Genomic DNA, 12,709 nt, shown 5'->3' with positions numbered 1-12,709 from the left:
CATGAAAACGACCCTTCTGGATTTCACGGCCGTGCGCGGGGACAGTCTGGAGCGCCTCCTGCCCCTGGAGGTTGGCGGCGCTCCCATGTCTCCCGTCGACGTGGCCGAACTTAAGGCCCGCTTCACCGGCCTCCGCTTCCAGGTGCGTGAGTCCCCCGACGACCCTGAGCCCCTCGTGGATGCCAGCGACGTGGACGGGGCAGTGGAGATCGTGACCCTTCCCCTCCCTGAAGATGCTGCAGACGGAACAGTTCCTGTCTCCGGCATCGCCCTGCACGTCCCGGCAACCCGCATGGAGGGCCTCCCCAGTCCAGCGAAAGGCCTGTACTACGACCTACAGCTCACAGAGCCGCGCCCGGGGCACCCACTCGGGGACCTTGTGTGGACCATCGCCTCGGGCCGTCTGAAGGTCCGCAAGGACGTGACCCGTGGCCCTTGACCTCGACCGCATTAGCGTCGGCGGCGTGCAGGGTGGCGGCACGGTCGAAGCCCCACACGAGGTCATCGGTGGCATTGAGGTCTCCCTGGCTGTCGCAGTGCCCGGCCCGCCCGGCGTGCAAGGGGAACCCGGCAACGACGCCGATGTGGCGCCGCTGGACGTACGCCTGACCGCGCTGGAGCAGGGCGTCGACCGGCTGGCGTATGCCGAGATCGAGCACGAGATGGTGCCGCTCTCCGGAGCCGGTGCTCCTGACCAGGCCCGCTTCTCGGTGCCCCCGGGCTTCGGTGAGATTGTGGCCTTGCGCGACGGTTGGGGCAACCAGTACACCCTCTGGGACGATCCCGGGACCCTCCAGCCGGGGGAGCGCAACGCCCCCAATCTGTTCTCGCCGCTGACCCTGCGCTCCCCAGACGGGCAGCCGGTCATGCTTCCCGTAATTGCGACCACCCGCACGGCCACGCTCGACCGCGTCGCTCTACTGGAGCGCGTCGAGGAGAACCTCGCGGGCAATGTCCGCGATCACGCCACGCGCCTGACGGCAGTCGAAACAACCAAGGCCGACAAGTCGGAGTTGGACGTCGCTGACCTCGCCCTCTGGTTCGAAAACCAGTTGCTGTAAAGGAGCACCCATGAGCCTGGAACTGAAACTCCGTGATCTCATCACCCGCCTTGGCACCGAGTTCAAGGCGGTACGGACCACGATCGGTACTCTCGCTAGCCTGACCACGACCGACAAAACGAACCTGGTGGCCGCGCTGAACGAGCTGCGCGCGCAGGTGCTCGCCAGCACGCAGATCGATGACAGCAGTGTCAGCGCGAGCAAGACCTACAGCAGCCAGAAGACCGAGGCCCGCATCAGCGCCGCGATCTCCGCTCTGGTGAACGGCGCACCCACCGCGCTGGACACCCTGAAGGAACTGGTCGACCAACTCGCCGCAGACGAGAGTGGGCTGGCGGCCCTGACGACGGCCGTGGGGAACCGGGTGCGTTTCGACGCGGCCCAGGTGCTCACTGCGGGGCAGCAGGCACAGGCGCGGGACAACATTGGTGCGCAGGCGGCGGCAGCCATCGGGGACACCGAGCGTGACCTGGTGGCCGACTTCAATGCGGCGCTGGCCCCATGAGCCTGGAGACGCGACTCTCCGCGCTCGCCACCCGTATTGGCAGCGCGATCAAAGCCCTTGGGCAGCGTGTGGACAGCACAGAGACGCGCCTGAACGGGCTGGAGGGCGCGCCGGATCTCTATGTGCAGCCCACCCAGCCGGTGGTGCCCGCCGGGGCGAAATACCTCTGGGTCCAGACCGGCCTGGGGGCAGACGGCAACAGCTACACCCTCTGGATCGAGGACGGGAGCTAAAAATGGCGCTGAGAAACGCATTCGACGGGGTGGCGACGGAAACGACGCTCGCAGCCCTGAACAACAAGGCGGCAACCGATGACACGCTCCAGCAGCTGAGTAGCATTTTTCAGCGGCTGGTTGATGTCCTGACGCCCCAGCGGCCTTACGCGCGCACCGTACAGGACGCGATGAACGTCAACATCGTGGGCGGTGGCCACACGGTTGCGCAGTACTGGGGCGCGAGCAACGTCTACCCCCTGTACTACGGCACAGGCTCCCCAAATTCGGTCGACGCCCGTGAGGAATGGCGTGAGCTGTCCATGCAGACCGCTCAGGCTGCACGTAACCGCTGGACCATCACTTAAGGAGACCTGACCAATGCCCGTGAATTACAACCTGAAAAAGGGCGTGGACATGCCGAGCTGGCAGTGGCTCCCCTTTGTCCAGCCCGGCCCCTCTTACCCCGGCGCGAGCAACACCTACGACGGGAAAAGGTACATCTACTGGGTGTTTCAGTACGGCACGACCACGGCGGGATCGGCCAGCACCACCACGCTGTGGCGCTACGACACCTGGGATGGTGGGTGGCAGTGGATGGCGAACCTCATCAGCGGTAACCAGGGGATTGAGGTCGAGTACGACGCTCTGCGCAACGTGCTTTACATCATGCACGGAACCGCCCTCACGAGCTGGCAAATCTTCAATCTCAACCTGTCCGCTGTGACCATCCTGGGCGTGGTCTGCCAACCGTACGCTGTCGCCACCCTGGCCCCGGTGCTCCCGGCCGCCTCGAACCTCAGTGCCAGCTTCACGCTCCCGTTGGACACGGATGTTCCGATCACGGTGGACACCGGCACAGCGCTCGCCACTGGCAACACCACCACGGTCGTCGCGGGCACAGCAGGCGCTGGCTTCTGGGCTGGTCACGTCGGGCTGCAACTGCGCGTAACGAGCGGCGCCCAGGCCGGACAGATCCGGCACGTCTCTGCCGTGGGCGCTCCAACCGCCACGAGCGGCCCCCTGCTCACCCTCAGCGCTGCACTGCCCAGTGCGCTCGCCGCGGGGGACACGTTCGTCCTGGAGTTGCCGGGGGCGACGGCGACGGGCGGCAGCACGACCACGCTCGTGTATACCGGTGCGGCCTGGACGGTCAACATGTACGCGAACAGCGACGTGATGATCACGGCGGGCACAGGAGCGGGCCAGCGGCGCCGTATCGCGAGCAACACGGTGGATACCCTGACGCTCGCGGCGGCCACCACAGGCAACCCGCGCACGGGACCCTGGACGACCGCACCGGACGCGACCAGCGTGTTCCGCATCGTGCCCAGCAGCGATTTTTTGTACTACCAGCCGGGCAACGCCAGCACGGCCCTGTACCGCATTGACCTGCTCCAGACCACCGCGCCGGCGTGGTCCGCACTCCTGGCGGCTGCGCCTGCAGGCATTTCAGGCGGCGGGAACCTCATGTACGGGCGCTCCGAGGCCCCGTTCTTCCTGATGGCTCTGCGTGGGGGGGCGACGGCGAATTTCTACCTCTACAACATCGGGACGAACACCTGGTCTACGCCAGCGACGTACTGGGGCGGAGAGACCATCACGACCGGCACCTCCTCCACGGTCCTTACGGGGCGGCGAAAAATCTTCATCATCCGGGATTCTTCAGTCAGGGCGTTCGTCTTCGACCTCGTCACGGGTGTATTGGAGCCAGCGCCGATCCTTCCCTTCGCGGTGGGGGTTGCCTACGACGGGAAGAGGGCGAAGTACGTCAAGACGGCAGACGGGGTGGAGTACATCTACACCGTCCGTGCGGGCGGTCAGGAGCATTTCCGCTTGCCGCTTGAATGGCTCTGATGTGATTGCCCGGCCCCCTGGCGGGTCTTTCTTTGACCGGGAGAAGAGGCAGGGTGAACAAGCATGGAGAGCAGCTGAAGAACGGTGCCTACACTCCTGGCGTGAAGCGCTTGTTCCGCAAATTCCGCTGGCGGCTCGGACGCAATGATGCCTTTTGGATGACCCTCCTGACAGTCGCCGTCGTCTTGGCCACCCTCATGCTCATGCAGTTGCTCATGCGCTGATCCCCACCCCGCTGTCCGGAGGCGGGAGGGTTACCGATAGCGGGCGGTCCAGGTTTGTGCGTTACCCATGCGGCTGATCCGTACTTCCCGGCCGTCTTCCAGGCACCAGATCTCGACGTACTCCGAAGGCCTGCGCCATTTCCCGGGTTTTACATAGCGGTCCACCCGGCGTGTCGCTCGGAGCGTTTCTCCGTTCACCTCCAGCTCGACGCCGGACCCGCTGTACCTGGTGACGTTCATGGCTCAGCGTGGGGCATGGATTTCAGCCCGACGTAATGTTGTGTATCTGATTTCGTTTTCAGGTTCACCACGCCATCCCCTTGTTGCTCCGCCAGCGCCCCGGCCCGCTGGCGGGTCTTTCTTTGGCCGGGGAGGAGCTGCTATGAGCGACACGAATTCCCCCTCCACCCCTCCCACTCCGCCCCCCGCCCCTGACGGCAAGATCAGCATGTGGTCCGGTCTGCTCGGCCCCCATGACGGCTGCCCCAGACGCGGCCTGCTTGGGCTGATCCGGCGGATGTTCGGCCTGCAGTAAATAACTCTCTCGCTCCCGCCAGTGCCCCCGGCCGCTGGCGGGTTCTCGTTTTTAGCCGGGAGAGAGGTCCCCATGACCCCCCTACTCCGCACCTGGCCCCAGCGGTTCCGGGCCCACCTCCACGACCGCCACATCCTGGCGCGCATGCTCATCGCGGGGCACACCCTCGGTTTCGGCATGGTTTTTCTGTTACAGAAGCAGGACCTGATTCACAGCACCACTGCCCGGAGCTACAACGGCATGGCCTGGCTCCCGCAGGCCGCCTGGGGCTGGCTGGCCGTGCTGACTGGTCTGACCCTCGTACTCAGCGCAACGGACCTGGGCAGGCGCATCGCGTACCTGCTGGCGCTGTTCTTCTGGATTGGCGTCACCACGTCCCTGATCCTCGGCTCCGGCACGGTCCTCACGGAGACAACCACCTACGGCTGGACCGTGCTGGTGATTGTGTACAAGCTCGTGTCTGCGCGCCGCATCAACGAGCCAGGGGAGCAGCATGGCCCTTGATCCCGTGATCGTGACTGGGGGGCTCAGCCTGGCCGGCACGGTCCTGGTGGCCTGGCTGGGCTTCCTGAATGCCCGACTGAGCAGCGCGAAGACCAGCGAGCAGGCGTTGATCGACCGGCTGGAAAAGCGGATCGACCAGCTCGACAAGACCATCGCCAACCAGGACAGGAAACTCGCACTCCTGGAGCAGAAGAACGACGCCCTGGAGAAAGAGAACGACTCGCTCAAAGAGCGCGTGCGGGTGCTGGAGAAGGACGGCGCCGCGGCCGAGCACCACAACCTGCGCCTCGCAGCCACCATCCAGCAACTGCAGCAAGAGAAGGACGCCCTCAACCGCGAGAACGGCGAGTTGCACAGCCAACTGGCAGCAGTGGCCACCTGTGGCACGCAGGGTTGCCAGATGCGCGACATGGCCCGCCAGCTGGCCGATGGAGGCACCGTATGAACCTGATCCTGCAACCTGAGCACATCCGTGCGGTCGCGCCGCGCAACCCAGATCTGCAGGCAGTCGTCGATGCCCTGCGGCCCGTACTGGAGCGTCACGGCATCGACCGCAGCCCCGAGCGCCTGGGCATGTTCCTGGCCCAGTGGGCGCACGAGTCCGAGTTCCTCGGCGTGCGCGAGAACTTGAACTACTCCCAGGCTTCACGGATCTGCCAGACCTGGCCGCGGCGCTTCCCCACCGTGGCGAGTGCGGCCCCGTACGCAGGCAACCCGCAGGCCCTAGCGAACAAGGTCTACAACGGCCGCATGGGCAACACAGGGCCCAACGACGGCTGGGCGTACCGGGGTGGAGGCTGGCCGCAGCTGACTGGCCGCGACGCCTACCGCGCCTATGGGCAGCGCATCGGGCTGGACCTGGAAGGCAACCCCAACTTGATCCTGCAGGCCAGTGTCTCGGCTCAGGTGTGCGGCCTGTTCTGGGCGGACCGGGGGCTGAATGCCGCAGCCGATCAGGGCGACATGGTGACGATCACGCAGCGCATCAACGGCGGCCAAAACGGGGCTCAGGACCGCCTGGAGCGCTACCACCGGGTGATTCCCCTGCTGCGCGACCAGCAGGCCGCGCTGGCCAGCCAGGAGGCCATCGTGCACCCCAACATCCCCTGGAAGCGGCTCTTCGTGAACAACACCGAGTTCGACCCAACAACAGCTCGCCTGGAAGGCGACACCATCACGCTGCCTTCTGGACAGCACCAGGTCGTGAAGAAGACGCAAGTGGGGGAGAAGCTGTATGTCACGACGCGCACCCCCTGAGAAGCCGTTGCAGCGATTGCAGCGCGTTCTCGTACCGGGCACCACTGGAGGGCTCTACACGCTCGTGCCGGGCGCCACCGGCTTCTATGTGATCCTGGGTGTTTACCTGCACGCTCACTTCACCGGCCGAGAAGCGCCGGCCATGACGGGCGAGCTGCTGACGGCCGTGGTGGCCATGCTCGGCGTCCACACTCTGCGCGGCATCTCTGCGGACCGGGCCAACGCCGCGAACGGGATGGCTCCGGTACCCGTGGACCCAACAGACCCGGCGCAGAAGACAGCCCCAACCCTCCCGGACTTACGGCCTCAGGAGCGCTAGGTATGGCGTTCGTTGCCGCGCCTGTAGTTGCCCGTTGCGCGAGCGAGCAACTGCTGGCGAGCATGCTCGTCCGCCGCGTTCTCCAGCGCCTTGCGCAGACGTGCCGCTCGGTCACCTCCGAGGGTGACAACCACACGTCCCTGACGAGAAATACGAATGATTCCGTCTTTGGTGATTTGCGTGCTGAAGGGGTCGCTTTCAAGGCCCATGCCCGTACTGTAGTCCGCTTGTCGCCCTCTTCTGAGTGGAGGTCCTCCCATGCCATGACACCCCCTGCCGGTTCTGATCTTGTGAAGGCCATCCTCGAAGCCCGCCGTAAGGCGGGCACTGTCATTCTCTCCGCACCCCCTGCGCCGATCACGCCTCAGCGGATGCCTGAGGGCATCCCAACCCTGCCCAAACTCCTGCCGCCACCCACACCTCTCCCGCCTGCACCGCTCGGGGACACAGACCTGGCAGCCCTACTCACGCGCCTGCTGCCCCAGGTGCTGGGCGGAATCGATCAGGTCAAGGCCGCACTCGGGGACAGACGGCTGAGCTTCCCCGAGGCCTTGTCCCTCGCTACGACGGTGGCCGGAGTGGTGAGCCTCGCTGTGCGCGACGGGGCGCCGCTGGTGTGGTGACTGGCAACAGTCCGCACGTAATGCTGATGGATCAGGCTGACGTGTGGACGCCGTTCAGCGGGCGGGCGATCTATCGGGGGCTGATGATCAATCTGAACCCGAAGACGTATGAACTGCACGTGCGACTGGCCACGGCGGAGGAGCAGGGGGCATAACGCCTCCCCGTTCCACAAGAAACCAGGCAACGCCTTAGCACGAGAACACGCTTGTGCTAAGGCGTTGCCATCAGTCCCCTTTATCCCCGACGTGTATTGGTCACAATCCTCTCTTCTCGGATCACACCGATGGCCTTTTCCGTCGCTTCGACTGTTTGCCAATTATGGTCCTCTTCCAGCAAGAAGCGTGGGGCGCGCTTGACTGAGATATTTCAGTTTAGGCGGCATGGCGATGATCTTCGTCCCAGACGGCTAAAATCTGCTCCTGCATTCGTTCTATCTTGAAAAGCGGCACCCAGCCTACCAATTTCATGCGGACCTGGCGGGCAAGTGCGCCCCAGTCAGGCCAAGCGGATTCCGCTTGGCCTGAGCCAATCTGGTCCAAGTACTCGAAGTGACAGAGCAGAAAACAGGCGAGGCTCAGACAGAGGTAGCGCAGGATCCCCAACTTGGTCTTCTGACCGAACTTGCTGAAGGCAAAGCGGCTCTTCAAGGTTTTGAAGAGGGCCTCAATCTTCCACCTGCGCCGACCTGTTTGCTTCGCGGTCCTGGGGGTCCTGCGGCGGGAAGACACGAGAAAACGTTGTTCCTGCCGTTCTCCCTGTTTGGCGGGAAGCCAGATCCAGTACAGCCACAAGGGAAGGTCAGAGAGCCCTTGAAGGAAGACGCGACGCTGTTGCGCGGTGATGTCTTTAAGATGCTGACCGGCTACGGTCAGCCGATCCGCTCGCATCCCCACGGTGAAATCCAGCCCCAACGCTTGGACTCCAGACATGAATGTGACGCTGCCAAACCCAGCATCTGCAAGAAGGTGCACCTGTTTGGCTCGCGAGCGGATCGCTCTTGGGAGCTGCTGAACCTGCCGTAAGGCCAAGTCTGAGGGAGAGGGCGTGGCTTTCCCACGCCAGATCTTGAACCCCAGGGCAAGCGGAGATCTCCACAGCAGATGTAGAGCATGACGACATGGAGGCCACGCACACCGTTGAGGGTGTGCATCCAGCCGTCTAGCTCGGCGAATACGCCTTCTTTGGCAATGGAGGTGGTATCTACGATGATCTCGGGTCGGCGGTGGACGCCCACAGCGTCCACGGAGGGAAGCCTGGAAGGTGTCCAGGGCGTGTTGGCGCATCACGCGCAGCAGGGTCGGCAAACTCCAGGGCTGGTGATTGAGAAAGCGGCTGATCGCCCCCGGAGACTTTGCGGTGGACGCATGGAAACGGGAGATCCCCAGCGCCTCCAGGAAGCAGCATCAGGAGGTGAGCATGTCAGAATAAAGTCGTCTAGCACGGTCATTTCCCTTAAACACACCCTCAATATCAGGTGGGAAGCCGTCCTGGACGTCCTTTTTCCAGACTGAAAAATGCCAGTTGAGCGACGTACAAAGACTGTTCAAAGCCGGCAGAATTGGGGTGAATATTTGCGCACCTTGTTATTTACTAGAAATTCAACTCATCTTATGCTTTGTCTTTGTGGTCAGAGAGGCTTGAGAGATGGTATAGGGTGGCGAGAATAATCGCCACCCCAAACTTGGTAATTAAATTCATTTGATCGTTGATAAGCGGGTCGGGCTTGTTCAAGTTAAAACAAATAGTTCCTAGCCTGTTTAAGCAACAATGATGCGTTTAAAGATAACCTCTGAGTAAATTTTAATTCCCCGATGACAGTTCGTTAAGGGTAATCTCCACTCTCGTCATATTGGCAAATTCCGCAAAATTCCAGGCATAGTCAAGTTTTAATTGCTTTTCCTTGCCAGTCCCGTTGATATATATCATGTCACCCCTACCAACCGAAGAGGAGGTTGAGAAGCCATACAGTAGACTAGTTGCAGGTTGAAGTATGAAGCCGTTTGTTTCAAACTTAAACTCTGGAGTAGAATAATTGCTGCATGACTGGGGATAATCAGCAACATGCTCAGCCGAATGCTTGACTTTTAAATCAGCCCTGCTTCTAGCACGATCGACTAAAGCATCAACAGATACTTTCAGAGTCGTCTCAAAAGTGCAAAGCTGACGTCCATCTTTTGTAGGGCGTTTTGCCACAACAGAACCAGAGAGGCATAATTTTGTGGGGGGGAAGATAACAAGGTTGTCTCCATAAAAACTAGGACAGGTTCCGACTCGAATTTCGGTATCTTTATACATTTTGTCCTGCATAACCCACGGGGCGTCAGGATCTGCCGCATTTGGATCTCGGTTTACATCTAGCTGTAGTGTTGCTCGAATGATGTACTTGCCCAGCGTTGAGGGAGGAGTATATAGTCCTGTAATCCTATCAATTACACCATTGGCACTTCCAGTGACCTCTTTTCCTTTATTGTCCACGATTGACCAGATGAGCCTTTTGCGATAATTGCCGTCGTCGTTTATATTATTGACCGTCCCAGACATTTGCACAGTACCGATTGCGCCACCACTAAGCTCCCTGGTAGAGACCTTTATTTCTACTGGCTTCAAGCAGGGAAGTGGGTCAAAGGTTCCAGCCGCGCGGTCAGTCATCTCATTCCGGTATTCGATATGTAAGTGGGGTGCACCCTTGGCTGCCCCAGTATCCCCGGAATACCCTATTAAGTCGCCACGTTTAACGACATCACCGACCTTTTTCTGCACCGAGTCTTTCGTTAAATGCATGTAAACAGCGTACTTGCCAGATACTGACCATATGGTAATAAATTGACCTGCGCCGCGCCATTTTATGATAGGTTGCTTCTTCTTATTCAACCCAGGCTTTGACGACTCCTGAAAATCTATATAACCTACTATGCCATCTGTACTTGAGTAGACTGCTGTGCCAACGGGGGTAGCAATGTCTAGTCCGTGATGGAATTCGCTTCCTTCGACCAGTCTACCGCCATAAGGGCTGGAGATTGTCAGAGGTTTTCCTGGAAGTGGAGATTCTACCTCCTCCATATCGCAAGTCTCGAGAATTGTTTGTGCTGAGAGTGATGGCGCCTCAGGGGCAAGGGCAAGAGATACAATAGCTTCCATTCTACCGTCTTCTCTACGGCCAGAGGTAAATACCCAAGAGGGTAGATCAGCTGTCAGTTCTCTTGTAGTCTTATCGTATTTAGAATATAGTGGGCGAAAAATATCAAGCACTCCACCTTCGCCCTCATTCTCACTTTCTTCTGGCCATCCGAACATCACTGGGGTAACTCCTGGGATGATGTTAAGTGAAGAGGGAATTTTGAGGGATACATGTATGGGCTTGACTGGTTGCTCAGACGCAACTATACGAACTTGATAGTCTGCTAGAAACTCTACTTTCTGTCCAGCTACAGACGTTGCAAAAGATTCCTTTATTTGGGGATCCTGTATACGCTGCACTTCTACAGACTGCGTCTTTGTAAGTGAATCGGTGGGAAAAGTGATGTCTGCGATGTCCCGAAGTTGAATAGTTCCACCCGATGGAGAGATAGTATTACTCGCGCCTACATTTTCTTCGGCAGCAGTGAAAATAAGATTGAAGCTATAAGGGTCGGCTTCAGGATTGGCAGGGTCAATGTTATTAATGTCGAATGCAAATGTGATGTTCGAGCTCTGTCCAGGCGCTAGTGAGGGTGTGACCGCCCATCCGTAGTTTTTCACCGTTACACTTAGACCTGCGGGCGGAGTGGGGAACAACGACGCAATATTTAAACCGGACTGAAAAGTGTTGGTGAGCGGATCAATCTCGGTGTTGCCTGAACCTGCATTGAAGATCTTGCCTCGACTTGCCTCCAGGAGGGTTGCCTGACTCGACGCGTCACTCCCGTCGTAATGCTTGACCTCACGAAAGGGTGTATCCCCTGTCGTAGGTGGAGAAGCATTATTGGTGGGATCACTGTCTACGTCGTTGGTATCTACTGGTAGAAACGTCAGTTTCGTCAATGTGGAACTACTCTGATTGGTGACCGTAAAGGTAGCCCGAATGTGCCGCGTTCGTGCCGTCGTATTGGTAAATGTCAATACCGATACGGGAGCGGAAATGGCCAGAGGAGCAGTGGTGTCCACGAGCGCTTGTGTAGCGAGACCGCTAGAGATCTCCTGAGCTGTTGCGGTGATGTTCTGTTTTCCGCTGTCTTTAACAGAGAGCTGATATAGTCGCCCGTTTGTGGCCAGATCAGGACGACCTGGGGTGGATTTTCCTGTGCTGGGTGTAGGGGGGGTGACGGTGGGGGTTGGTGGTTGCATACAGCCCACCAGGAGCAGCGTCATGCTTGTCAGGAAAGCCAGATTCTTACTCACAGAAAACCTCTGAGGTGACAAGCCTCTATTGATACCAAGCTGGGTTTGAGACAGTGCTGCGAGAAGATGTCCTCTATCGATACGTCATCCTTATGAGGCGTAGCGCGAGGTGCGTCTATAACCTAAGCCGACATCAATAATTGGTCTTGGAGCCTGAAAATGAGGGAACAATCGGAACGGTGTAGAGGAGGGTCACGGCAGTCCAGGGCCCCAACGACATCACTTGGGGCACTTGGTACGGGCGCCGTTTAGGCGGCTCAAACATGACTGGGTTTTTCGTAGGAAGTGGTTGATCGTAGGTCATGGGCGTCCTTTCAGGGATATGGCAAGGTCCCATGCAGCACGCATGGGTTAAGGGAGGAAGGGCAATCAAGTTGGGGGTTTCAGGTGTCCTCCTACCCAAGTGTGGGATTGGTTAGCTGCCTACAGTCTATATGAGTAGACGTTAAACTAGCGTTAATTTTTGGATTCATCATGGTGTCTTCAGGATCTTTGCATCCCGCCGACCTGACCCCCGTGGAGATCGCTGACCAGTTGCACACTGCATACCAGGAGGACCGCCGCCTCGCCCCCGCTGGTCCGGACGAGGAGGAGCGCCTGGCCCTCGCGGATGACCTCGGCTGCCATGAGGAGGCCAGGGCAGAGGCGTGGGAAGCCTGGCAGCACCGTGCTGGAGCTGGAAGAGGAGGGGTTTTGCTAAACGGGCTTGGGAGCGAGCTGGGCCTGGCGCCAGTACGCCAGGAAGGCGTCAATCTGCGCGATGAACCCATCAAAATCCGTTGCCTTCACGAAGTACGAACTGGCATGTAAGGTGTACGCCATGTCCACGTCACCCTTGTTGCTGGACGTGGAGAGCATCACCACCGGGAGCGTCATCAACTGCGGGTCGCGTTTGAGCTCCCGAAGAACGTCGAAACCATTCATCACGGGCATGTTGATGTCCAGCAGGATCACCTCCGCCTGAACCGTTCCGCGCCGTAAGGCACGCAGCGCTTCTCTGCCATTGGTGTAGCAGGTCAGCGTGCACTCTGGGCAGAGTTCCTCAAACGCTTCCTGGGTCAGGTGGTGATCGGCGACGTTGTCATCAATCAGCAGGAAATGTTGCGGGAGAGTCACTCGACAAGATTAAGGCTTTATTAGAGGTATATTCGCCCCATAAATTGCGGTTTAACTCAGCGCCCCTGGGTGTCGACAGGAGCGTTAGAGGTTTTTTTCGTTGAGGTCATGAACGCGT

General features: G+C 59.6%; 19 protein-coding genes. 14 read left to right on the top strand and 5 right to left on the bottom strand.

The genetic code is table 11. From position 1 onward, the window contains the following. Position 1: 1 nt before the first annotated feature. From B9A95_RS11695 to B9A95_RS11645, 12 genes are all read left to right on the top strand, one after another. Positions 2-439 (top strand): hypothetical protein, encoded by a 438-nt coding sequence (locus B9A95_RS11695; RefSeq protein ID WP_084047452.1) that lies wholly within the window; start codon positions 2-4, stop codon positions 437-439. Beyond that, complete coding sequence (locus B9A95_RS11690) at positions 429-1,061, top strand: hypothetical protein (RefSeq protein WP_084047451.1); 633 nt, start codon at positions 429-431, stop codon at positions 1,059-1,061. Before B9A95_RS11695 ends, B9A95_RS11690 begins: the two co-directional genes overlap by 11 nt. Before the next feature lie 10 nt (positions 1,062-1,071). Then, a complete protein-coding gene (locus tag B9A95_RS11685; protein ID WP_084047450.1) occupies positions 1,072-1,566 on the top strand; it encodes a hypothetical protein in 495 nt (164 codons plus the stop codon). Further along, positions 1,563-1,799: a hypothetical protein gene (locus tag B9A95_RS11680; protein ID WP_084047449.1), complete on the top strand. Its 237-nt coding sequence runs from the start codon at positions 1,563-1,565 to the stop codon at positions 1,797-1,799. Before B9A95_RS11685 ends, B9A95_RS11680 begins: the two co-directional genes overlap by 4 nt. Positions 1,800-1,801: 2 nt before the next feature. Then, positions 1,802-2,146 (top strand): hypothetical protein, encoded by a 345-nt coding sequence (locus tag B9A95_RS11675; protein WP_084047448.1) that lies wholly within the window; start codon positions 1,802-1,804, stop codon positions 2,144-2,146. Positions 2,147-2,165: 19 nt separating this feature from the next. Continuing rightward, entirely contained in the window at positions 2,166-3,635 is a 1,470-nt protein-coding gene (locus tag B9A95_RS11670; protein ID WP_139806719.1) for a hypothetical protein, read from the top strand. 101 nt (positions 3,636-3,736) lie between these two features. Then, positions 3,737-3,859 carry a hypothetical protein gene (locus B9A95_RS36240; RefSeq protein WP_281255849.1) on the top strand — a complete coding sequence of 41 codons (123 nt, stop codon included), beginning with the start codon at positions 3,737-3,739 and terminating at the stop codon, positions 3,857-3,859. A 382-nt stretch (positions 3,860-4,241) separates the two neighbouring features. Next, positions 4,242-4,394 (top strand): hypothetical protein, encoded by a 153-nt coding sequence (locus B9A95_RS33625; RefSeq protein ID WP_170928602.1) that lies wholly within the window; start codon positions 4,242-4,244, stop codon positions 4,392-4,394. Positions 4,395-4,466: 72 nt separating this feature from the next. Then, positions 4,467-4,898, top strand: coding sequence for a hypothetical protein (locus B9A95_RS11660; protein WP_084047445.1), 432 nt, complete (start codon positions 4,467-4,469; stop codon positions 4,896-4,898). Beyond that, positions 4,888-5,343 (top strand): hypothetical protein, encoded by a 456-nt coding sequence (locus B9A95_RS11655; protein WP_084047444.1) that lies wholly within the window; start codon positions 4,888-4,890, stop codon positions 5,341-5,343. Before B9A95_RS11660 ends, B9A95_RS11655 begins: the two co-directional genes overlap by 11 nt. After that, complete coding sequence (locus tag B9A95_RS11650) at positions 5,340-6,155, top strand: glycoside hydrolase family 19 protein (RefSeq protein ID WP_084047443.1); 816 nt, start codon at positions 5,340-5,342, stop codon at positions 6,153-6,155. Before B9A95_RS11655 ends, B9A95_RS11650 begins: the two co-directional genes overlap by 4 nt. Then, positions 6,133-6,474, top strand: a complete 342-nt coding sequence (locus B9A95_RS11645; protein ID WP_139806718.1) for a hypothetical protein — start codon at positions 6,133-6,135, stop codon at positions 6,472-6,474. Before B9A95_RS11650 ends, B9A95_RS11645 begins: the two co-directional genes overlap by 23 nt. Here the strand turns inward: B9A95_RS11645 and B9A95_RS11640 are convergent. Next, positions 6,471-6,683, bottom strand: coding sequence for a hypothetical protein (locus tag B9A95_RS11640; RefSeq protein WP_084047441.1), 213 nt, complete (start codon positions 6,681-6,683; stop codon positions 6,471-6,473). The genes B9A95_RS11645 and B9A95_RS11640 overlap by 4 nt on opposite strands. 54 nt (positions 6,684-6,737) lie before the next feature. On the opposite strand from B9A95_RS11640, the gene B9A95_RS11635 reads away from it, so the two are divergent. Beyond that, a complete protein-coding gene (locus tag B9A95_RS11635; RefSeq protein ID WP_084047440.1) occupies positions 6,738-7,097 on the top strand; it encodes a hypothetical protein in 360 nt (119 codons plus the stop codon). Beyond that, a complete protein-coding gene (locus B9A95_RS33620; RefSeq protein ID WP_170928601.1) occupies positions 7,094-7,252 on the top strand; it encodes a hypothetical protein in 159 nt (52 codons plus the stop codon). Before B9A95_RS11635 ends, B9A95_RS33620 begins: the two co-directional genes overlap by 4 nt. 217 nt (positions 7,253-7,469) lie before the next feature. Here B9A95_RS33620 and B9A95_RS11630 read toward each other — a convergent pair whose 3' ends face one another. The 4 genes from B9A95_RS11630 to B9A95_RS11615 all read right to left on the bottom strand — a co-directional run bounded on the left by B9A95_RS11630 (position 7,470) and on the right by B9A95_RS11615 (position 12,591). Further along, positions 7,470-8,381, bottom strand: a complete 912-nt coding sequence (locus B9A95_RS11630) for a transposase (protein ID WP_084047439.1) — start codon at positions 8,379-8,381, stop codon at positions 7,470-7,472. Between the two features lie 517 nt (positions 8,382-8,898). Next, positions 8,899-11,445, bottom strand: a complete 2,547-nt coding sequence (locus B9A95_RS36235; protein ID WP_084047438.1) for a M23 family metallopeptidase — start codon at positions 11,443-11,445, stop codon at positions 8,899-8,901. Between the two features lie 513 nt (positions 11,446-11,958). Further along, positions 11,959-12,102, bottom strand: a complete 144-nt coding sequence (locus B9A95_RS33615; RefSeq protein WP_170928599.1) for a hypothetical protein — start codon at positions 12,100-12,102, stop codon at positions 11,959-11,961. A 69-nt stretch (positions 12,103-12,171) separates the two neighbouring features. Then, positions 12,172-12,591 carry a response regulator gene (locus tag B9A95_RS11615; RefSeq protein WP_084047437.1) on the bottom strand — a complete coding sequence of 140 codons (420 nt, stop codon included), beginning with the start codon at positions 12,589-12,591 and terminating at the stop codon, positions 12,172-12,174. Between the last annotated feature and the right edge of the window lie 118 nt (positions 12,592-12,709).

Origin of the sequence: Deinococcus hopiensis KR-140, assembly GCF_900176165.1 — a bacterium.
Classification (GTDB): Bacteria; Deinococcota; Deinococci; order Deinococcales; family Deinococcaceae; genus Deinococcus; species Deinococcus hopiensis.
Note: the sequence above shows the minus strand (reverse complement) of the source record. Positions and strands in the feature narration are given on the sequence as shown.